This window comes from Lentihominibacter sp. (assembly GCF_046951855.1).
GTDB lineage: Bacteria > Bacillota > Clostridia > Peptostreptococcales > Anaerovoracaceae > Lentihominibacter > Lentihominibacter hominis.
Genome location: NZ_JBKTXS010000018.1, coordinates 20486 through 43550, shown reverse-complemented (window position 1 = coordinate 43550; position 23065 = coordinate 20486). Strand labels below are relative to the sequence as shown.

The 23065-nt window shown below is 39.6% G+C and carries 17 protein-coding genes; 14 read left to right on the top strand and 3 right to left on the bottom strand.

Features of this window, described 5'->3' with window-relative positions:
* From ACLR96_RS06350 to pepD, 3 genes are all read left to right on the top strand, one after another.
* On the top strand, positions 1-582 hold a 582-nt coding region (locus ACLR96_RS06350; RefSeq protein ID WP_412265447.1), incomplete at its 5' end, for a PLP-dependent transferase.
* Between the two features lie 67 nt (positions 583-649).
* Positions 650-1582 carry a homoserine O-acetyltransferase MetA gene (gene metA / locus ACLR96_RS06345; RefSeq protein WP_177268547.1) on the top strand — a complete coding sequence of 311 codons (933 nt, stop codon included), beginning with the start codon at positions 650-652 and terminating at the stop codon, positions 1580-1582.
* Positions 1583-1622: 40 nt separating this feature from the next.
* Positions 1623-3119 (top strand): beta-Ala-His dipeptidase, encoded by a 1497-nt coding sequence (gene pepD / locus ACLR96_RS06340; RefSeq protein WP_177268545.1) that lies wholly within the window; start codon positions 1623-1625, stop codon positions 3117-3119.
* Between the two features lie 46 nt (positions 3120-3165).
* Here pepD and alr read toward each other — a convergent pair whose 3' ends face one another.
* Positions 3166-5865: an alanine racemase gene (alr, locus tag ACLR96_RS06335; protein WP_177268543.1), complete on the bottom strand. Its 2700-nt coding sequence runs from the start codon at positions 5863-5865 to the stop codon at positions 3166-3168.
* Positions 5866-6083: 218 nt separating this feature from the next.
* Here alr and ACLR96_RS06330 point away from each other — a divergent pair, with 218 nt between their 5' ends.
* The 4 genes from ACLR96_RS06330 to ACLR96_RS06315 all read left to right on the top strand — a co-directional run bounded on the left by ACLR96_RS06330 (position 6084) and on the right by ACLR96_RS06315 (position 11338).
* A complete protein-coding gene (locus ACLR96_RS06330; RefSeq protein ID WP_177268541.1) occupies positions 6084-8030 on the top strand; it encodes a fructose-1,6-bisphosphatase in 1947 nt (648 codons plus the stop codon).
* A gap of 230 nt (positions 8031-8260) precedes the next feature.
* The gene (locus ACLR96_RS06325) at positions 8261-9403 is read left to right on the top strand and encodes an acyl-CoA dehydrogenase (RefSeq protein WP_177268539.1); all 1143 of its coding nucleotides are present in this window, start codon (positions 8261-8263) and stop codon (positions 9401-9403) included.
* Positions 9404-9421: 18 nt separating this feature from the next.
* On the top strand, positions 9422-10219 hold the full coding sequence (gene etfB / locus ACLR96_RS06320; RefSeq protein WP_177268537.1) for an electron transfer flavoprotein subunit beta: 798 nt from the start codon (positions 9422-9424) through the stop codon (positions 10217-10219).
* A 15-nt stretch (positions 10220-10234) separates the two neighbouring features.
* Positions 10235-11338 (top strand): electron transfer flavoprotein subunit alpha/FixB family protein, encoded by a 1104-nt coding sequence (locus ACLR96_RS06315; protein WP_177268535.1) that lies wholly within the window; start codon positions 10235-10237, stop codon positions 11336-11338.
* Positions 11339-11389: 51 nt separating this feature from the next.
* Here the strand turns inward: ACLR96_RS06315 and ACLR96_RS06310 are convergent, their stop codons facing one another.
* A complete protein-coding gene (locus tag ACLR96_RS06310; protein ID WP_177268533.1) occupies positions 11390-11959 on the bottom strand; it encodes a Maf family protein in 570 nt (189 codons plus the stop codon).
* Positions 11960-12101: 142 nt separating this feature from the next.
* Here ACLR96_RS06310 and spoVAC point away from each other — a divergent pair, with 142 nt between their 5' ends.
* Genes spoVAC through spoVAE form a run of 3 tightly spaced genes read left to right on the top strand, consistent with a single transcriptional unit; the run spans position 12102 to position 14031 of the window.
* A complete protein-coding gene (gene spoVAC, locus ACLR96_RS06305) occupies positions 12102-12590 on the top strand; it encodes a stage V sporulation protein AC (RefSeq protein ID WP_243206955.1) in 489 nt (162 codons plus the stop codon).
* Positions 12591-12602: 12 nt separating this feature from the next.
* Complete coding sequence (spoVAD, locus tag ACLR96_RS06300; protein ID WP_177268531.1) at positions 12603-13661, top strand: stage V sporulation protein AD; 1059 nt, start codon at positions 12603-12605, stop codon at positions 13659-13661.
* Between the two features lie 16 nt (positions 13662-13677).
* Positions 13678-14031 (top strand): stage V sporulation protein AE, encoded by a 354-nt coding sequence (gene spoVAE, locus ACLR96_RS06295; protein ID WP_177268529.1) that lies wholly within the window; start codon positions 13678-13680, stop codon positions 14029-14031.
* Positions 14032-14078: 47 nt separating this feature from the next.
* Here spoVAE and ACLR96_RS06290 read toward each other — a convergent pair whose 3' ends face one another.
* A complete protein-coding gene (locus tag ACLR96_RS06290) occupies positions 14079-17006 on the bottom strand; it encodes a transglycosylase domain-containing protein (RefSeq protein WP_187525441.1) in 2928 nt (975 codons plus the stop codon).
* 173 nt (positions 17007-17179) lie between these two features.
* Here ACLR96_RS06290 and ACLR96_RS06285 point away from each other — a divergent pair, with 173 nt between their 5' ends.
* From ACLR96_RS06285 to ACLR96_RS06270, 4 genes are all read left to right on the top strand, one after another.
* A complete protein-coding gene (locus ACLR96_RS06285; protein WP_177268525.1) occupies positions 17180-19537 on the top strand; it encodes a DNA internalization-related competence protein ComEC/Rec2 in 2358 nt (785 codons plus the stop codon).
* 3 nt (positions 19538-19540) lie between these two features.
* Positions 19541-20611: a DNA polymerase III subunit delta gene (holA, locus tag ACLR96_RS06280; RefSeq protein ID WP_177268523.1), complete on the top strand. Its 1071-nt coding sequence runs from the start codon at positions 19541-19543 to the stop codon at positions 20609-20611.
* A 167-nt stretch (positions 20612-20778) separates the two neighbouring features.
* A complete protein-coding gene (nuoE, locus tag ACLR96_RS06275) occupies positions 20779-21297 on the top strand; it encodes an NADH-quinone oxidoreductase subunit NuoE (protein WP_177268521.1) in 519 nt (172 codons plus the stop codon).
* Positions 21298-21308: 11 nt separating this feature from the next.
* Positions 21309-23057 carry an NADH-quinone oxidoreductase subunit NuoF gene (locus ACLR96_RS06270; RefSeq protein WP_177268519.1) on the top strand — a complete coding sequence of 583 codons (1749 nt, stop codon included), beginning with the start codon at positions 21309-21311 and terminating at the stop codon, positions 23055-23057.
* Positions 23058-23065: the final 8 nt, after the last annotated feature.

The following is a 23065-nucleotide window of genomic DNA, read 5'->3' as shown; positions in this document are numbered from 1 at the left end:
GAAAAGTTTGCCGGGCTATGTGAACCTGATGATAGTTATCATGGCGTTACATATCCCGAATTATTTGGCATTGAGGGAGCGTTCATAACTAAAGCGACGGTACAGCTTATGAGAGATTTAGGGTCTATTCAGTCGCCTCAGAATGCTTTTCTGCTTAATATGGGGCTTGAGAGTCTGCATGTTAGGATGAAACGACATGCAGAAAATGGTCTTGCTGTAGCTAAATACCTCAATAGCCATGAGAAAATTTCATGGGTGAAATATTGCGGTCTTGAGGGTGACACAGATTATGAGCTTGCACAGAAGTATCTGCCTAATGGTTCATGCGGTGTGGTAAGTTTCGGAGTAAAGGGAGGCAGAAAGGCTGCCGAGGATTTTATGCAGAAATTAAAAGTTGCTGCTATAGAAACTCATGTAGCTGATGCGAGAACTTGCTGTCTGCATCCTGCAAGTTCGACTCACAGGCAAATGAGCGATGAAGAACTTGCTGCAGCGGGTGTGAGTCCTGATCTTGTGAGATTTTCATGCGGACTGGAAGACGCTGAAGATTTGATTGCAGATATTGAGCAGGCTTTAAAATAGCGATTTTGTAAAGATTAGCAAATGGCTGTATTTAGTGGCCAAATAGATGAAAGGGAGATTGAACTCGATGCCATTGATTATACCTAATGGGCTTCCGGCGGCGGAAGCTTTGCAGAGTGAGAATATATTTACCATGAACAGGGGTCGGGCCGTTACTCAGGATATAAGACCCCTTAAGATAGTTATAGTTAATCTTATGCCAACTAAAATAGCAACTGAAACGCAGCTTGCGAGGGTTTTATCCAACAGCCCTCTTCAGGTTGAAATGACATTGATCACGATGGATTCTCATGAGTCTACACATATATCTCAGGAACATATGGATTCGTTCTATAAAACAATAGATGAGATCAAAGAAGATTATTTTGATGGGATGATCCTTACGGGGGCGCCTGTGGAACAAATGCCTTATGAAGATGTTGATTACTGGAGAGAGCTTTGTGAAATTTTTGAATTTGCCAAAACACATGTGTACAGTAATATGTTCATATGCTGGGGAGCTCAGGCCAGCCTTTATTATCATTATGGCATAGGCAAACATTTGCTGGACAGTAAAGTTTTCGGGATATTCGAACATAGGGTAATAAGGCCTCATAATCCTCTTGTGCGTGGGTTTGATGAGACTTTTTATGCACCTCATTCAAGACATACGGAAGTTTTGCGTGAAGATATAGAAAAGCATGAAGAACTTCGTATTCTGGCGGATTCTGAAGAAGTAGGGCCCCATATCATATCTACAGAGAACGGCAGGCAGATTTTCGTACTGGGGCATCAGGAATATGATAAGGAGACTTTAGCGGGAGAATATTTCAGGGATATCAATAAGGGGCTTCAAATAGATGTTCCTAAGAATTATTTTAAAAATGATGATCCTAAAAATGAGATCTTGTTCAGATGGAGAAGTCATGCCAGCCTTCTTTTTTCCAACTGGCTTAATTATTATGTTTATCAGGATACGCCATATGATCTTGAAGAACTGTGTAGTAAGAGAGAAGATTGATTTTGGCCTGAATATGGAGAGCGAAACGGAGGTGTAAGGGATGGGAAAAGTAATGTTTTCAAATATGGATGATTTGATGAAACATCCGGTTTTTAATCATTTCGGCAAACTGTGCCAGATACCTCACGGCACAAAGAATGAGAAAGCTATAAGTGATTATCTTAAGGAGTGGGCAGAGAGTCGGAAACTGGAGTGTGTGCAGGACGAAAATCTGAATATCATTATATACAAACAGGCTTCGCCAGGTTATGAAGGATTGCCTTCTGTTATCTTACAGGCTCATATGGACATGGTATGTGAAAAAGCATCTGATTGTGATCATGATTTTGAAAAGGACCCTATTAAACTTTATTTAGATGATGATATTCTTTCCAGCAGGGGGAGAACAAGTATTGGGGCAGATGATGGAATTGGTGTATCTTTGGCGTTGGCTGTTCTTGAAGATAAAATGCTGAAACATCCAAAACTGGAGGTATTGTTTACTGTCCAGGAGGAGTCTACGTTTAAAGGGATAGAGACTGTAGAGGCGAAATGGTTTAATGCAGATTATCTTATCAATCTTGATTATTTTGTCGATAATCAAGTGCTTGTGAGCGGATGCGGAGGAATAGGTGTAAAGATAAAACTTCCTATTTCATATGAGCTTACGGATTATGAGATGATGGCATATGAGGTGAAGATTGAGAATCTTACGGGAGGGCATTCCGGGGGCGACATACATAAAGCCAGAGGAAATGCCAATGAGCTGTTTTGGAGAACTTTAAGTTTGTATGAAAAGGATCTGGATGCCGAGCTTGTGTCTATTGAAGGAGGGACTTCACGTGTAGCCATACCAAGAGAGACAAAAGGGGTTATATTGATTGATGAAGAACAGGCCGGGCAGCTTGAGGAATTGACGTTTAGACTTCAAAATGAATTTCGTTCGGAATATCAGGTTACGGCACCGGAGTTGAATGTAAAGATCCGGCCTTTAGGTCCGTATAAGGGAAAATATATGTATCATCCGAGTTTAAGGAAGCTTTTAAAGTTGGTATATCTGGTACCTAACGGTATTATGGAGATGAATGGGGCACTTGATATGAAGGGGCTCGTGGAAAGTTCCATCAATCAGGGAGTGATGCGTGCAGGTGATAATTTCTTTGTTTTGGTAGGAGAAATAAGATATTCGCATATTTCTTCCAGAAATTTTATCATTGAAAAAATTATGGCTCTGTCTGAGTTGTTGGAGGCTAAAGTTGAACTGTTTGCCCCATATCCTGCATGGAAATACAGAAGGAGATCGGATCTGAGGCAGCTTGCTGTGCGTACTTATCGGGAACTTTTCCATGAGAAACTTAAACCGGTAGCTGTACATGCAGGTATAGAATGCGGATGTTTGCTGGAAAAATTGCCTCATCTTGATGCTATTTCAATAGGGGCTAACTGCTGGTATTTCCATTCAGTAAATGAGTGTGTGAGTGTTTCATCTGTAAATAAGGTATGGATTTTCTTGAAACAGATACTTGAAAATTTGGATAGGGAGTTTGAAGAAGAATAAAAACAGTGCGGTTTTATCCGCACTGTTTTTATATAAGGTGTTTTATCTATGAAAGACAAATTTGCTGATATAATTTTTCAAGACCTCCGGAAAGTTCGCTGTGCCAGTTTTTCATTCGGTCTTTTTGAGCAAACACATCGGAATACATTGTCAGTGTTCCGATCATAGCTGCATCATGAAAACTGATATTGAGAAGTTTGTGAAATTCATTTTCTTTTATTCCGCCGCGTGCAAGAATTTCAGCAGGGCCTGCCTGAACATATCCTCCAAAAGCATCTTCAACAAGTCCAAACATAGGGCCATTGATATAATGATCATCCATAGCGAGATTTATTTGCTCTGCTGTATCCTGCAGTTTTGAAAATTTGCGGAGGGCTTTGCAAAGTCCTGTTTTCATTTTTTTTGTATATTCGATTTGAAAACAGCCTCCTGCTAAAGCAAAACCTCTTACAAATTTAAGCATGAACATAATCATGAAAACTCCCGGGTATATACGTTTCTCTTTGAGAAGAAATGATATGTTTTCAGGGGAAAGAAGCCATTTTTCTGTTTCCTCTCCTCCACTTACTGTGATTAGATATGGTTTTCCTTCATGTTCTTCCAATAAGAGAGGGATCCTTTTTTTACTGCTGTTTATACCCCAGAAGAAATATGAACCATGGTGCCGTACAGTACTTTTTTCCTGCGGGTTCTGAATCATGTGTTCCAAAGCGGTTTTCGTCCAGCAGCCTGTTTCTCCGTCGAGTTGTGCTGCAACTTCCCGGCGCACTTTATCGTTGAACAGTATTTTCCATGTGAGTGAAGTCTCTTTTTGGATATCTTTTATTATTAAATCTGTGACGATATCCTCCATCTGCAGATAAATAAAATCAGGCGAGGTTTTCCCGTCTATGAACCCTTTCTGAATACGGTGATTAAGAAGAGAAGCCTGCTTAGCATAAGAATCTTGCTTTATGATATAGGGGTCAAGATAATCATTTTTTAAAACTGATAAAAATACATCTAAAACAGGCTCTTTAAGGAATGCTCTGGTTTCATCTTTCATTAATGCATCTATAACTTTTTCTACCATCTCTTTTGTATACGAAGGTGTATCATATACAACCATGTTTGAGTATCTGTTGTCGAATATAGGAAGGCGGAAAACCTCCATGTCATTATCTGTTTTCGGAGTAACTGTACTGTAGCATTCGAGTCCTCTTGGGTATGTAGCAGAAGACATGTCGACACCTCCGCATGAAAGCATAGGTACGATCGTACTGCTACGACCGCTTCGCTGAAGATAACGATAGTAAATCAAGTTACTTTGTATTTGATTTGAATCGAAATCCACGCCGTGGTGAAGGGCTGTGTATACCAGACAGTCCGGCGTAGTGAAATAATCTTTTACTTCTTCGGCGATTTCTGCTCCGAAAAGTGGTAATGTGTGTTCATAGGCTGACTGGGCCATATCTTCTTTTGGTTCCAGCGCTTCGGTTCCAGCCACATCCAGAGATGCCAAATATTGTTCCAGAGATTTGTTTCCGTAATCATCCAGAAGCTCGTTTAATTTAGGAAGTTCTCTTCTTATATGGTATAAGACGAAAGCAGGAAATTCTATTGCATGCTCGGACCAGTTGGTATATCTTTTAGGCATGCGTTCTCCAGTATGTAGTATTCGCCTGAAGTTGTTGAATTCCAGAGTTTCTCTTGAGTCCGCAAAGTTATTGTCAGGTTCACCGAGAAGTGTGACTTCATCTTCTATGTGGGCATCTTTTACCCCGGTAATATCAATCAGAACACGATCCATTTGTGTAGATGTGAAAACTCGTACTTTTTTGTCACGTATCATAGCATAACCGTCTTTTTCCATAAAAAGATAACATACATCCCACCATCCTATGGAAAGATCAGCCACGCGTTGACAGCTTTCAGTAAGATCCAGACGTCCAAGGCACTGACGGACTTCACGGTCAACGTTGTATATTGCTTCTACTCGTGTTTTTATCTTCATGATAGGTTTTATTTCAAAGCTTTGGCGGCGCTGACCGTTCTCTTTTATAACGGTGGATTTCAGTTTATAAAACATCGTCATTCCGGGTCGAACCATATCGAAGTATGCTTGTGGATATTTGAACAGGCATTCCGATCCTGCTGCGTGAACGAGAATGGATTTTCTCTGTTTTTGAGGTATTTCTTCGACAACTGTCTTGAAATCTTCTATTTGACTTGTTATTCTGTCTTGTTCGTCATCAGAATAGCTACTATAGATCTGTGTATATATTCCATCAATTTTTATATTTTTTATCTGGCGCATTTGTGCATAGATTTCTTTGAATTCATCCATGTCAATTCCATCACATTCTTCATCAGTATCTACTCTGAGATGAACGCTACAACGTTTTCCTGATTTTTTTGCAAATTTACTCAGTTCTTGAGCGCCTTCCAGATCGTATATTGTTACAGTGATATTATTCTCCATGATCAGAGGAAGTTCTTTTTCGTAAAACTCCGAGAGAAGAAGGAGGGGCACTTTAATGTTTTCTTTTCTCAGAGCGAGGCATTCCTCGACAGTCTCAAGGCAAAACATGGCAATATTTTTGGTCTGCATGAGCCGTTTTGCTATGGTAACTGCTCCATGACCAAAGGCATCATGTTTAAGAACAGGAGCAATTTTTACATTGGATCCTATTTCATCGCGAATAGCTTGTATATTTTCATCTAAAGAATTTAAATTGATTTCCGCCCATGCGGGGTAGAATTTCATAAAAGAAACCTTCTTTCTGTAATAGTATTTGATGGGATTATAGTTTTTTTTCAATGGGATTTCTACCCTTTATTTGTTATTTTAATATTGCTTTAATGCGAAACGGACAATTATAATAAAATTTTAACAGAAGAGAAGATGAGGGGTGTTTAAATTGTTTCAAAAGCTTCTGATATGATGTATAATATCTTTATTGAATTAAATAAGGAGGATTCATCATGATTGACCAGCAGCTGCTTAGGCATTTGTCTAAGAAGTACCCTAATGTCAAAGCGGCAACAGAAGAAATTGTAAATTTAAATGCGATTTTATCTTTGCCCAAAGGAACTGAATATTTTCTGAGTGATTTGCATGGAGAACATGAAGCTTTTATACATATGCTGAAGAGTGCTTCGGGGGTCATAAGATCGAAGGTAGAAGAAATTTTCGGACCGGAACTTACAAGAGATGAAAGAGATGCTTTGGCTGCTCTTATATATAATGCAGAAGCTGAAATAAAGAGAAGAAAAAAAAGTGAGGAAGATTTCGGCAAGTGGTGTAAAATGTCGATTTTCAGACTGGTGCTTATTTTTAAATCGGTTACTAATAAATATACTCGGTCAAAGGTAAGGAAACGTTTGCCTAAAGAATATGCTTATGTTTTGGATGAGCTTCTTCATACATCTGATGAAGCCAATAAAGGGAATTATTACGGACAGATAATAGCTACTATCGTAGAATGCGGAATAGCCGAGGATTTCATTATATCCTTTACAGATGTCATAAGCTCTTTGGCAGTGGATAAACTTCACATAATTGGTGATATATGGGACAGAGGGTCACATCCGGATGCTATCATGGATTATCTTATGGGACATCATGACGTGGATTTTCAGTGGGGCAACCATGATATCGTATGGATGGGCGCAGCGACGGGAAATTGGGCCTGCATAACCAATGTCCTGAGAATGAATATAAGCTATAATAATTTTGATATGCTTGAGATCGGTTATGGGATAAATCTCAGACCTTTAGCTATCATGGCGGAAAAAATATATGGAGATGATCCGTGTGAGTTTTTTATGCCTAAGCGTCTTGAGGAAAATAAATTTGATCCTATAGATGATATGCTTGCTGCTAAAATGAACAAAGCTATTTCTATATGTCAGTTTAAGGTGGAAGGGCAGAGGATAAAAGCTCATCCTGAATATGGTCTTGAAAACAGGCTGCTTCTTGATAAGATAAATTTTGATAAAGGTACGGTGATGCTCAGAGATGGCGAATTTCCGCTGAGAGACGCTAATTTTCCTACTGTGAATCCTAATAATCCATATGAACTTACGGAAGATGAGCGAAATGTTCTTAATGCTCTTGAGGCTTCTTTTCTTCAAAGTGAGAAGCTGCAGGCACATATAAAGTTTATGTACAGTCACGGAGCTTTATATACTATAGTCAATGGCAATCTTATGTATCATGGCTGCATACCTATGGATGAGGATGGTAACTTTGAAAACTGTACAGTCAATGGTATAACTGCGTCGGGAAAGGCGTATATGGATTATCTGGATACCCAGCTGAGGAATGCTTATTTTAATCCTGATGAGTCGGAGGAAACGGGACGTTCAGGAGACTTAATGTGGTATTTGTGGCTGGGAAGCAAATCTCCTCTTTTTGGAAAAGATCAGATGACAACTTTTGAACGTTGTTTTGTGGCTGACAAAAGGACTCATAAGGAGTATACGGTATCTTATTATAAACTGATAAACAGGAAGGATATTTGTGAAAAGATACTGACTGAATTTGGTCTGGATCCAAAGACTTCTATAATATTGAACGGACATGTACCTGTAAAGATAAAAGATGGTGAGAGCCCTGTAAAGGGGGGCGGTAAACTCATAGTAATAGATGGAGGAATGTCAAAAGCTTATCAAAAACAGACCGGAATAGCAGGTTATACATTTATATTCAACTCGAGGTATATGGCGCTTGCTGAGCATAAACCTTACAGTCCGCTGAAAAAGGACGGCACTCAGGAATTTCATACGCCGGCGATACGGACAGTGAGGACTTTACAGAAGAGAATGCTTATAAAGGACACTGACTTGGGAGAAGAGCTGCAGCAGGAAGTCAGGGAACTGAAAGAGTTAGTTAAAGCATATAGAACAGGAAAACTGAAAGAAAGATAAGCGGTAAATTGTGACAGTTAAAATAATAAACTTGTTGTAAAATAAGTACAAATAAAAGTAAAATACATAATTGTTGCAAATATACTGAATTTGATTAAAAACAACTTGAAATGAAATATAAAAAATGGTTTAATGGTTATGTAGATTGTTACAAACATAACGACTTGCCGATGAGAAAATACGGTAAGGATATGATTAAAAACGTTATTAGTAATTAAGGAGGCATGTACATGAACTTTCAACTGACGAAGGAGCAAGAATTCGTAAGAAAAATGGTAAGAGAGTTTGCCGTAAACGAGGTTGAACCTTTAGCTGCGGATATCGACAAGGAGCATAGATTTCCTGTTGAAACTGTAGAAAAAATGGCAAAATATGGTCTTTTGGGCGTACCATTCCCAACTGAGTACGGCGGAGCAGGAGGAGATCACATTTCGTATGCGATCACTGTTGAAGAACTGTCAAGGGTTTGTGCATCGACAGGCGTTATCTGTTCAGCACACACTTCCCTTTGCTGCTGGCCTATTTTCAAATACGGCAAAGCAGAGCAGAAGGAAAAGTATCTTCCTGATCTTCTTTCAGGAAAGAAACTGGGTGCATTCGGCTTAACAGAGCCTAATGCAGGTACAGATGCTTCAGGCCAGCAGACAAGGGCTGAAGATAAAGGCGATTATTGGTTGCTTAACGGAGCTAAGGTCTTCATTACTAACGGCGGATATGCAGATGTGTTCGTGGTAATGGCTATGACGGATAAATCAAAGGGAAATCATGGAATCAGTGCTTTCATAGTAGAAAAAGGTGATGAAGGTTTCTCAATAGGTAAGACAGAAGATAAAATGGGTATCTGTGCATCTTCTACTACCGAGCTTATTTTCCAGAACTGTAAGATTCCTAAGGACAGACTTCTTGGACAATTAGGCAAGGGATTCAAGGTTGCAATGTCTACGCTGGATGGCGGACGTATAGGTATCGCTTCACAGGCTCTGGGTATTGCTCAGGGTGCGCTTGATGTAACTGTTGAATATATGAAGGCGAGAAAACAGTTCGGTAAGAAATTATCACAGATGCAGGCTCTGCAGTTTACTGTTGCAGAGTTAGCTACAGAGATTGAAGCTGCAAGACTTCTTGTATACAAGGCTGCAGATATGAAAGACAAAGGACTGGCTTACGGACCTAATGCTGCTATGGCTAAATTATTTGCCGCAGAGACAGCTATGCACGTAACTACTAAGTGTGTGCAGCTTCACGGCGGATATGGCTATACGAAGGATTATCCGGTAGAGAGAATGATGAGAGATGCTAAGATCACTGAAATCTATGAAGGTACATCAGAAGTTCAGAAGATGGTTATTTCTGCATCTGTTCTTGGTAAATAGTAATAGGAGGAAAGAAACATGGCTTTTAAAGTTTTAGTATGCGCAAAACAAGTTCCTGACACGAATGAGATAAAAATCAATCCTGAAACAGGAACATTGATCAGAGATGGTGTGCCGAGTATCCTCAACCCGGATGATGCCAATGCTCTGGAAGAAGCATTAAAGATAAAAGATAAATTTGATGATGTTCACGTTACTGTTATTACTATGGGACCTCCTCAGGCTGAAGAAATGCTCTTTGAATGTATCGCTATGGGCGCTGATGAAGGGATACTCATAAGTGATAGAGCTGTTGGTGGATCTGATACATGGGCAACTTCCAATGCAATAACTGCAGCGATAAAGAAATATGGGGATTTCGATATGATTTTCGCAGGTCGTCAGGCCATAGACGGAGATACTGCTCAGGTAGGACCTCAGATTGCTGAGAAGATGGATCTTCCTCAGGTTACATATGTTCAGAAATTTGAAATCAGTGATGACAGAAAGAAAGTAACAGTAGAAAGACAGCTGGAAGACGGATATGAAGTTATAGAAATAGCGCTCCCTTGTATGCTGACTGCTATCAAAGAGCTGAATACACCTAGATATATGTCAATATCCGGTATTTATAATCAGAATAAGGATATTAAAGTATGGAATGCGGCTGATATTCAGGTTGATCTGTCAACAGTAGGACTTAAAGCATCTCCTACAAATGTATTCCGTTCATTTACACCAAAACCAAAGGGCAAGGGGATCATGCTGGACGGCGATTCTGAAAAAGATCTTGCAAAGAATCTGCTTATCCATCTGAAGCAGAAGCACGTAATTTAAGGAGGGAGAAGGAACATGTCAACAAATTTTGCGGATTATAAAAATATCTGGGTATATGCAGAACAGCGTGATGGCAAGTTGATGAATGTGGCATTAGAACTTATCGGCGAAGGTCATAAATTATCAAGAGATATTAGTGCTGACACGAAAGTTTGTGCTTTAATTGTTGGAGACGGCATCGGACATTTAGCACAAGAATGTTTTGAATATGGTGCGGATCAGGTATATCTTATAGAAGATCCATTACTTAAGAACTTTACTACAGACGGATATACAAAAGTTATCTCAGATGCTATAAATGAGTATAAACCTGAGATTGTAATGTATGGGGCTACACATATAGGAAGAGATTTAGCACCAAGAGTTGCTGCCAGAATGGATACCGGTCTTACAGCTGACTGTACACATCTGGATGTTAAAGTTGCTAACTATATTAAGTTTGCTAATGAAAATACTACTCTTAATACTTCTTCATTGGATCCGGATGATCCTGATACAGGTCTGAAGATGACAAGACCTGCTTTTGGCGGTAACCTGATGGCTACTATCATTTGCCCGAGAACAAGACCTCAGATGTCTACGGTAAGACCGGGAGTAATGCAGAAAATGGAGAGAATGGAAGGCGCTACAGGCGAGATCATCAATGTTAAGCCTGCCATTTCAGAGGGCGATATAAGAACTAAGATTGTTGATATCGTTAAATCTGCAAAAGAATTGGTATCATTAACAGATGCTGATATTATTTGTTCAGGCGGAAGAGGACTTGGAGATCCTTCCGGGTTTGAATTGATTAAAGAATTCGCTGACAAGGTTGGCGGGGTCGTAGGTTCGTCAAGGGCTGCTGTTGATGCAGGCTGGATTGACCATTCACACCAGGTTGGTCAGACAGGAACTACTGTAAAACCTAAAATCTACTTTGCTTGCGGTATTTCCGGAGCTATTCAGCATTTAGCCGGAATGCAGACATCGGATATAATTGTTGCTATCAACAAAGATCCGGATGCTCCTATATTTGAAGTTGCTGATTATGGTATTGTAGGAGATCTCTATAAAGTAATTCCTGAGATTATTGCAGAGTGGGATAACGCAGAAGCACTTTATGATGCAACAACTAAATAAGAATAGAAAAGGAAAAGACCTCGTATACGAGGTCTTTTTTTATGTAATATATTATGTCAGAAAAGGTTTTATGGAATGCCAAGGTAAACCAACGACATTGTTATAATCGCCTTCGATGTGATCTACATATTTGCCGAATGTCCCTTGTATAGCATATCCTCCGGCTTTATCATAAGGTTCGGGGGTTTTTGTATAGGAAATTAGTTCGGCGTCACTGTATTGTTTAAAATAGACAGCAGTTTTTTCATATAAGCATGTTTTGGATATAAAAAGGTTATTGTATGTTTCTAATATGCATACTCCGGTAATAACGTGGTGACGTTTTCCTCTCATATCTTTCAAAATTGTAAAGGCTTCTTCCTGTGTTTTCGGTTTTCCAATGATTTTATTTTCGAAAATGACAACGGTATCGGCAGCGATGAGAATACTATTGGAATAGGAGACACGTAATGATACATTTAGGGCTTTTTTTAAGGCCAGATACATTACAGAAGCCTCTGAAGACATGGAAAAAGGCAGCACCTCATCTATATGCGCAGGGACTATTTCAGGCTTAAAGCCATGTTTTTTCATAATTTCTATCCGTCTTGGCGATGCAGATGCCAGTATAATTTTTTGCATAATAAAATACTCCGTAATTTATATTATTTTATTATTATATCATAGCTTATTTTATTTAACACAGTAGATTTTTTATACCTATAATTATTTTACAATCGGGAATAATAAACCAAAGATGATGAAGTAGAAAGAGGAAATGATTATGGGCAAAATGAATGATAAAAGCAGTATAAATGGTCTGGATAAGAAACAGGTGGCTCAAGCTTATGAGAAATATGCGGATCAATTTACACCTAAACCTAAATATTTTTTTAATTCTTTTAAAGCTTTCGTTATAGGAGGACTGCTCTGCACGGGGTCTTTATGGCTTGAGAATTGGTTTATAAATTCTATTGGTTTATCGGAAAAGTCAGCATCAGCATATGTAGTCATATTGCTTGTAATGACTGCTCAGTTGTTGACAGGATTAGGGTGTTTTGATACTATTGGTAAATTTGCAGGTGCAGGTGTCATTGTTCCTATAACCGGATTTGCTAATTCTATGGTTGCCCCTGCCATTGAGTATAAAAAAGAAGGCATTGTTCTGGGAGTGGGAGCTAAACTGTTTTCGCTTGCAGGTCCTGTTCTTGTATCAGGAATTACTTTATCGATGATCATAGGTTTTATATACTGGATCATAGGTTTGTTATAATAGGAGGAAATAATGGCTGAAAGAAAGCAAACGTTGATTTTTAAAAATAAACCTTACATCACAAGTTCTTACTCCATGGGAGGGAAAAAAGAGGGCGAAGGTCCGATGAGGAAATGGTTTGATCGATGTTTAGATGATGATATGTACGGGGAAAAAACATGGGAAAAGGCGGAGAGCAAAATGCTTAAAACCGCTATGACTGAAGTGATGAAACGTGCCGGAAAAAGCAAAGAGGATGTAGGAGCTATACTCAGCGGTGATTTGTTGAATCAGCTTATGTCTTCATCGTTTATGGCACGTGATATGCATATTCCTTTTCTTGGTATGTATGGCGCCTGTTCTACGATGACAGAATCTCTCATGCTGGGTTCCGTGCTGGCTGATGGAAGATACAGTAATAATGTCATAATAGGGGCATCGAGCCATTATTGTACTGCGGAAAGGCAGTTTAGAATGCCTTTAGAGCATGGTAATCAGAGACCGCCATCAGCTCAGTGGACTGCCACAGCCTCAGGAGCAATGATGTTGTCTTATGAGAATCGCGATGATAAGCTCGAGTCAGATCATAAAGGTAATATAAAAAAACTCAGAAAAGTGAGAGTTGAGTGCGGAACTATAGGAAAGGTAATCGATGCCGGAATTAAAGATGCAAATCAGATGGGGAGCGCGATGGCTCCGGCGGCGGTAGACACTATATTAAATCATTTACAGGATATGAAACGTCCTATTGATTATTATGATGCAGTATTCACAGGAGATTTAGGGTTCATAGGAAAGAGTATAGTTACTGATCTTTTAGCTGATGCAGGAGTAGATCCTAAGATTCTTGACAGAGTCTATGATGACTGCGGAACAATGATATATGAGAGAAAACAAGATGTGCATAGTGGAGGAAGTGGGTGCGGATGTTCAGCCTCCATATTTGCAGGATATGTGTATAAAAAGATGGTCAGAGGCGAGTTGAGCAGAGTTCTTATAATGTCTACGGGAGCGCTGCTGTCTACAATAAGTCCGTTTCAGGGTGAATCAATACCGGGGATAGCTCATGCTATCTCTCTGGAAACAGAATGAAAATGCGGAGGAGTTTATGGAATATTTATATGCTTTTTTAATAGGTGGGGCGATTTGTGTCATAGGTCAGATATTGATGGATGCGACAAAGCTGACTGCACCCAGAGTTTTAGTCATACTTGTAATTGCCGGAGCGCTGCTTCAGGCATTCAATCTGTATGAACCGTTGGTGGAAATTGCAGCGACAGGGGCGAGGGTACCTCTTCCCGGTTTTGGATATAATCTGGCAAAAGGGGCTATGGAAGGTGCTCAGCAGGGATTGCTTTCAGCCATAACAGGAGGGGTTAAAGCAGCTGCAGGAGGAATCACCATAGCTATAGGATGGGGATATCTTATAGCTATTATTTTCAATCCTAGATCAGTAAGATAGACAAAAAAGACGATCTTCAAATCAGATCGTCTTTTTTATACTATTTATTAAGGTGTTTCTGTAGGGGAAATAGGGTCCGTTTCCTTTTCTGTAGTAGATGGTTTTGTATCAGATGGCCTTGTCGTTTCAGTAGTCTCACTTGAAGGTCTTGTAGTCGATGGCTGGGTTGTTGATTCAGGAGCAGTAGTAGATGGCGTAAGGCTTACTCTTGAATATGTTCCTTCTGTGTAATATTCTCCTCCGGAGCTTATAACATTGTCAGGTTTTTCTTTAAATGACCCGCGGGGGATGTTTTCGCATACTCGGCTCATTATCTGAGACCAGAATCTTGCGGACTTGGCACTTCCTGAGGTTAGTTCAATATTGACGTCATTACCCATCCACAGAGCTGCGGTATATTGAGGCGTGAATCCTGCAAACCATGCATCGTAGTTATTATCCGTAGTACCTGTTTTACCCCCTACAGGCTGCGAACCTATAGCAGCTCCGCTACCGATACCTTTTGTTACTACGGTACGGAGGATATCCGTCATGATCCATGCTACACCTTCATCATATACCTGTTCACCTTCTGCAGATTTTTCGAACAAGACTTCATCTTGTGAGTTGAGAACTTTCGTATAGGCGATAGGTGATTTGTATTCTCCTCCGTTAGGGAATGTGGCATATGCAGCAGTAAGTTCAAGCGGGGAAATACCATTTGTCATTCCTCCCAGAGCCAGTGCGGCAGGATTAAGGTCATTTACGTCACCTTCGTCATCAAGTGTGGATATGCCTACTTTATTAAGCATTGAAGCTGAATAATCAGGGCCTATCTGCTGATATGTTTTCACTGCACATACATTTACCGACTGCTGGACTGCGGTTCTTAAGGTCATCTGTCCTCTGTATCCGGAATATGAGTTTTTAGGCCATGTTCTGCCATTGTATTTCATTGCTGCGTCATTTATGATGCTGCCGGCAGTTATATATTTTCCCCAGTTGCTGCCGTCGCTGTTATCCAGACTCATAGTTTTGCCGTCTTTTTCATATTCGTAGCTCATCTGGAGAGCAGGGCCGTATACTGCAATAGGCTTAATGGAAGATCCGGGCTGTCTTGGATTAGTAGCTCTGTTGAACAGTTGTTTTCCTGTAGTTCCTCTTCCTCCCATCATAGCCTTTATTTCACCGGTGGAATTTTCCATTATTACTGTAGCTGCCTGTGGTTGCCTTGTTTGTTGTTTCAGGCTGTAGTTTTCACTTGTCACGATATAATTATCTCCGCTCTTTACGAAAAAGTCAGGGTAATCTTTGAAAAATTGTGCTGAAATGATAACATTGCCGTCTCCGTCTACTTTTTTATACCCTTGGGGTATGGAAAGAGCTCCGTTTTCTATAAAGTAGAAGGTCCCGTCTTTCTTGACGTACATTCCTTTGAATTCTATGCTGACATCATCTTCACCGTTTACTTGCGTTTCATATATATTAAGGCGCTTTCCGGCGAGGATTTTAATACTGCCGTCACTTTCCGCAGTATATTCATCGTTTTTCAGTGTAAATTCATCTTTATCATTAAAGTAGTGAGAATAATCATAAAGCAATATTTCACCGTCGTCTCCGAGAAGATCTCCGGAACTGTTAGTTTTTGCATATGCGATACCGGCATAATTGCTGTCATCTTTGAATTCATCTTCAACGATAGACTGTATGTTTGAATCCATTGTCGTATAGATTTTAAGACCGCCGGTATAGATCATATTCTGAGCGTCTGATCGATCAATACCGTATTCGGAAACTATATCGTCGGTAAGCTGTTCTACAGCATAATCTGTGAAATATGAAGACATGCTTCCGCTTGAAGATACTCCGACCTTTATGTAAGATTTAAGATCCTCACCGAGATAACCGGTCATTTCTTCATCTGTTATAAAGCCTGAGTCCGCCATGTTCTTCAAGACCATATCTCTTCTGTCTTTTGAAATTTCTCCATTGTACAGATATGTTACCGAATCTGTACTGGAAACCGTAGGTAAGGAAGTATTGGTATTGTCATAATCGGCTTTTACAAGAGCGTAAGTATCCGGTGACTGAGGCAGAGCTGCCAAAGCAGCGCATTCCAGTGTATTAAGATCCTGAACATTTTTAGAGAAATATGCCTGAGATGCAGCTTGAACACCGTATGAGTTGAACCCCAGATAAATAGTATTAAGGTATGCTTCCATTATTTCTTCTTTTGTCAGATTTTTTTCGAGTACTATAGTACAGTATGCTTCGGAAATTTTTCTGCTCAAGCTTCGCTGGCTTTTTATTTCCGAAAGATACACGTTTCTTGCGAGCTGCTGTGTAACAGTGCTGGTACCGCTTATTTGTCCGCCTCCGAAAATACTGTCTTTAACGGCTCCGAGCATTCTTACAAAGTTGAAGCCATTATGGGACCAGAATTTTTTATCTTCTATGGAGACTACTGCGTTTACCATATCTTCCGGTATTTCGTCATAATCTACGACTGTCCTGTTACCGTCAGAAAAGTAAAGATTCTCGATTTCATTGCCGTCGGAATCGTACATTACTGATCGCTGTGCCAGCATGGAATATATATCATCCGTATCTATTTTCGGAGCTGTAGTAAAAACGAAACCTACATATATACCGGCGGCCATTATTATTCCGAGAAATACAAGACCTATTGATTTTAATACTATAGATGATTTTTTTTCGGAAAATTTCTTTGTATTACCATTGTCGCTTTTCCCTGAAGCTGATCTTGAAGAACTTTTTTTCTGGCTTCGGGATGCGGTGCTGTCTTGTTTGACGTTTGCCGAGCGTGAACTTCTTCCGCCGCTGCGTGTGGACTGACTTCGTCTGCTTCTTCTGGAATCCGTATAATTTTCATCATTATGACTGCGTCGATTCTGATCGATTGTAGCCTGATCGAATTGAGAGAAAAACTCATTTATATCGTCATGCTTATTGTTGTTATTGTATTTATCAGACAAGATTTTTTCCTCCTAGTATTTTTGAATTAATCCTCATAATTATAACATTAAAAAAAGTAAAAGTAAAAGAAAATAAGGAAGTTTCACAGTTCCTTGACAAAAATAATTATATGGTATAAAATGGTAAAAAAGTAATAAAAAGTTATTATTTTGAATGATAAAGGAACTTTGACATGGTAAGAAGACCTCTTTTTTATATAACTTTTTCGTTTGCGGTGTCTATTGCGACATCATATTATTTGGGAACAGTTTTTTCGGGAATTGCAGCTTTGATAATTGTCGCAAGCATTTTATCCGTGAAAAAGTGTGGTGTTAAAGTAGGAGCTTCTGTTGTACTTTTATCTGTTTCATATTTGTCGGGAACAGCGGCTTTCTGTTTTCATAATATGTCTGATGATATGATGGAAAGTCAGATAGGAAAACAATCCGAAATATCGGGCTGCGTATTGCAGATCGATAGGAATATCAGAGATGACGGTTCTGTAAAGAACTCTGTGAAAATCAGAGTATCTGAGATTAATGGAAGGTCTGCTGAAAAAGAACAGACAGTACTAATTGATTATTATGGATCTGAGAGAGATGAAGATCGGGACGTTTTGGCAATACCGGGAGATGTAATTTCAGCATCGGGAGTAATGGAGATTCCTTCAGGAAGAAGGAATCCAGGTTGTTTTGATTATGCTCTTTATCTGAGATCGGTAGGTGTAACATATATATTTAAAGCTGAATCTGTACGAGTGACAGAATATAAAGGCGCGAGAACTTTATCAGGGAGAATGCATATGATAAAAACTCTTTTTCTTAAAAGACTTGAATCAGCAGCGGGAAAGGAAACAGCTGCTATGATGGGGGCTGTTTTGCTGGGAGAAAAAGAGGGAATGGATCAGGAAATCTTAGAAGAATTTCAAAAAAACGGTACAGCGCATGTATTAGCGGTAAGTGGATTGCATATAGGGATAATGTATGGATTCATATCATTGATATGGCGTTGGAGAAAAGGCAGGTTTTATTTTGTCATCGTGATTATGTTTTTTCTGTGTTATTCTGCCATGTCTGCATTTGCGCCTTCGGTCGTGAGGGCTGTGTTGATGGTAGGAATACATTTATTGTCAAAGATGATGAACAAAAGATACGATATGAATTCTGCAGCTTTTTCTGCAGCTCTTGCAATGCTTGTGAAGAATCCTATGAGTTTGTTCAATACAGGGTTTCAGATGTCGTTTTTGGCGGTTCTTACGATGGCTTTAATGATATCTTTAGTAAAAAAAGTTTACAGTGGAATATTTCTTTCAAGTATAGCTGTACAACTGGGCTTGGCGCCTTATACTGCATATGTGTTCAATTACATTTCTCTGTCCGCAGTGTTTGTAAATGTCCCCATAATATTTTTAACAGGAATCATTGTTCCTGTCGGGTTATGTTCTGTTGCTGTCATGAATATATCGAACATAGTTTTTGAAGTATCGGCAAGGCTGATGAGTGGTCTGTGTAGCATGCTAATATCTTTAAATCATATGACAGCAGTAGATGGGGAAACTGTATTTTCAGTCATAAGTCCTGACATAAGATTTCTGGCGGTATATTATTTGTCATTAGCATTGTTTTTATCAGAAGAGGGGCGACTGGTGATAATGAGGCGACGCAAAAAGCTTATATTTGTAATGATCGCTGCTGTGATTTTAGCCGCAGGTATATTAGGGCAATTAAGTGACCGAGGTTTTAGGGATGCAGATATGGTGTTCGTAGATGTGGGTCAGGGAGACTGTGTACATTTCAGGACAAAGGACGGAGGAAATTATTTGATAGATGGAGGCGGCAGTATTAATTACAATATCGGTAAAAAAATATTAAAACCTTATTTGCTGAAAAACGGCGTGAAAAAACTGGATGGGATTTTTGTCACACATCTTCATGCAGACCACTATAAAGGTGCAGCGGAACTTTGCCGTGAAGGGATGGCAGACCGTTTGTTTTTATATGAAGCCAATAGTCTTGATGAAGATAAGATTCTGAGGGAAACCGGCCTTAAAAAAGATGCAATTACGTATCTTTATGGGGGACAGAATGTAAGCTTGTCTCAGGAAGATGCCGTAGAAGTACTATGGCCGGAGAAGAAAAGTAAGAAAGAATATGAGGCGGATTTGAAAAATAAGGAAGATGAGAATCTTTCAAGTCTTGTTTTTAAAATTACAGTAAGAGAAGCCGGTGTATTGATGACTGGAGATATTGATGAAGCGTGTCAGAAAAAAATAGAAGCGCTTTGGGGAAGTAAGCTTAAATGCAGTGTATTGAAAGTGCCGCATCACGGGAGCAAATATAGTTATTGTGATAAATTTATAAAAAGAGCGAAACCTTTATATTCTGTATTTCAGGTGGGCAAGAATAATTTCGGACATCCTGATAAAGGAGTTGTTGAAAATTATCAGGGACAAGGTATAATTGTGTATAGAAATGATAATGACGGTGCTATCGCTTTTGAATTTTTGCCTGACGGAAGAGCAGAAGTGAAGACCATGATAAAGGGAAGGTAGTTAATGGCGTCGGATTTTTACAAAGAAAAGGAACATGCATTTATAACTATAGGACGTGATATTAAAGAAGGTAATATACCTTCTCTTGTTCTAATGTGTGGTAAAGAGGAATATCTCATAAGATGGTATTCAGACGTGCTTATAAAGAAATACGTTTCTGAAGCGTGCATGCCGATAGATCTTGTGATTCTTGAGGGAGAAAATGCTACGGTAGATAAGATAAAAGAAAGTCTTGAAACGGTCAGTCTTATGTCTGAGAGAAAAGTTGTTATGCTTCCTGATTTTTCTCCGGTTGCAGGTAAGGAAATAAAAGGATTCGGAACAGCTGAAATAAAGGAGCTCATAGATTATTTCGAGATGATCCCGGAAGGCAGTATGCTTCTCATTACATATTCTGAGCAGCAAGAAACAAAATCGAAGAAAAGCAAAATAAAAACGGCAGTGGAAAAAATAGGAAGAGTATATGATTTTCAGCCTTTAAAGGATGGGCAACTGAAAAGTTTTATAGAAAAGCGCTTTAATCTTGCCGGCAAAACATATGCTGCGTCTGTAATAAATCTTATAATGTCAGAGAGCGGTTATGGAAACAAGGCGATAGAGTACAGTCTATACAATTTAGAGAATGACCTGAAAAAAATAATAGCTCACAGTGGAAATTCGTCTGAGATAACCGCAGCGGATGTGAGTGATATAATAGCTGCAAATCCGGAGAATAATGTTTTTGCCATGCTTGATGCTATTGGAAGAAACAGGAAAGATGAAGCTTTTCGTCTGCTTCATAATCTCCTTGATGCAGGAACTCCTATATTCAATTTACTCAGGCTGATAACAAATCAGCTTGAACTGATATTGTCTGTGAAAGAAATGAAAGATGAGGGGTTGAAAATATCGGCGATACAAAAGACTCTCGGAGTTCATCAGTTCAGAATAAAGAAGGCTATGGCTGTAACAGGACTGTATTCTATGAATGATCTTAAGTGTGCTCTTTGTGCGGCATATGAGGTGGACGAGAATATAAAGACAGGTTTGCTGGAAGGGCATCTTGCTTTAGAATATTTTATATCGAAGATTTAGTGCATTGATAAAGTGTTGGTAAAAGACTGTCACAGTGACAGTCTTTTATATTGACCAAAACGCCAAAAGGCAATTATATTGCTTTTTTTAAGTACTTTTGATAAAATTAAACTATTAATGGCTTGCTAATCTTAGTGTAACAGATAAATTTTTGAGGAGGAACTAACATGAGTGAAAAAGGTTGTAATTGCAATTGCGCTCAAAACAGAGAGGAACAGTTTAAAGAGCTGTCTCCTGTATTAGAGCAGTATGCAAAGGTGCCGGGTAGCTTGATCACTATTTTGCAGAAGACTCAGGATATATATGGATATCTTTCGAAAGATGCCATAAATTATATATCAGAAGTCACAGGCATAAAGCCTGCGAAGATCTACGGAGTAGCTACTTTTTATGCGCAGTTCAGGTTGAAGCCGATTGGAAAGTACCTGATAATGCTATGTCAGGGAACTGCGTGTCATGTCAACGGTTCCGAGATGATAGAGGAAGCTGTGTGCGAGTATCTGGAAATCAAGGACGGAGAGACTACGAAAGATGGCATTTTTACATTGAACAATGTAGCCTGTCTTGGCTGCTGTTCACTGGCTCCGGTGATGATGGTAAAGAGTGCCGAAGGCGATGAGACATACGGGAGCCTTACAAAGGATTCCGTTAAAAAGATCCTGACTGAAATCAGAGAAAGAGCGTAGGAGGTGACTGTATGAAAGTAGTAGTCGGACAGGGAAGCTGCGGTGTCGCTACAGGCGCTAAAAAGACAGCTGCTGAATTTGAAAGACAGATAGCAGACAGACATTTAGATATAAAAGTGGACATTACAGGTTGTGTAGGGACTTGTTATCTTGAACCTATCGTAGATATTTATGATGATGACGGACATATGACAAGGTATGTAAAAGTTCACCCTGATAAAGTTGAAAAAATAGTAGAAGATCATCTGGTAGGGAATAAGGCTGCTAATGAATATGCTATTTCTGATGAAGATAAGCAATTTGTGCAAAAGCAGCAGCGCGTAGTTCTCAGAAACTGCGGCGTCATTAATCCGGAGGATATAGAAGAATATATATCCATGAATGGATATAAGGCTATAGAAAAAGTGCTTTCTTCAATGACTCCCGATGAAGTTATTGAAGAAATAAAGATTTCGGGTCTTAGAGGAAGAGGCGGAGCAGGCTTTCCTACATGGTTTAAATGGAATGCGGCAAAGCAGAACTCGGGAGATCAGAAGTATCTTGTCTGTAATGCTGATGAAGGTGATCCCGGCGCATTTATGGACAGATCGGTTCTTGAAGGTGATCCCCATTCTCTTTTAGAAGGGATGATCATAGGCGGATATGCTATGGGGGCGACCCAGGGGGTCATATATTGCAGAGCTGAGTATCCCCTTGCCATTAAGAGACTTGAAATAGCAATGGCACAGGCAAGAGAAAGGGGCTTTCTTGGAAAGAATATTTTTGGATCCGGATTTGATTTTGATATTTACATTAAAGCCGGAGCCGGAGCATTCGTATGCGGTGAGGAAACTGCTCTTATCGCTTCGCTGGAAGGTGAAAGAGGTATGCCGAGACTGAAACCTCCTTTTCCTGCGGCAAAAGGCTTCTGGCAGAAACCTACTGATATAAATAATGTGGAGACTTTGGCAAATGTTCCGTGGATTATATATAACGGAGGAAGAGCCTTCGGAGCCATGGGAACAGAGAAAAGCAAGGGAACCAAGGTATTTGCTCTGGCAGGAAAGATAAAAAAGGGCGGACTTGTGGAAGTTCCTATGGGTCTTACCTTAAAAGAAGTTATTTTTGGCATAGGCGGCGGAATAAAGAACGACAGGAAGTTCAAGGCTGTTCAGATGGGCGGTCCTTCAGGAGGATGTATACCGGCAGAGCTTATAGATACTCCTGTAACATATGAGGATATCAATAAAACCGGAGCTATCGTAGGTTCAGGCGGTATGATCGTAATGGATGAAGATACTTGTATGGTAGATATGGCCAGATATTTCCTTAACTTTACGAGAGACGAGTCATGCGGTAAGTGCAATTACTGCAGAATAGGAACCAAGAGGATGCTGGAGATTCTGGAGAGGATAACTGAAGGCAAAGGCAAAGATGGTGATATAGAGCTTCTTGAAGAATTAGCCGTGAAAATAAAAGATGGTTCTATGTGCGGTCTTGGACAAACGGCACCTAATCCCGTGCTTACTACCTTGAAATACTTCAGAAATGAATATGAGGATCATATCTACAACAAAAAATGTACTGCGGGATCATGTAAGGCTCTCATAACTTATAATATCACAGATGCCTGTGTAGGCTGTACGTTGTGTTCCAAGAAATGTCCTGTAGAGGCTATCTCAGGCAGTGTGAAGAAAAAGCATATGATAGATCAGGATAAATGTATAAAATGCGGTAAATGTCTTGAAACCTGTAAATTCGGCGCTATAGAGAAGAAGTAAGGGAGGAG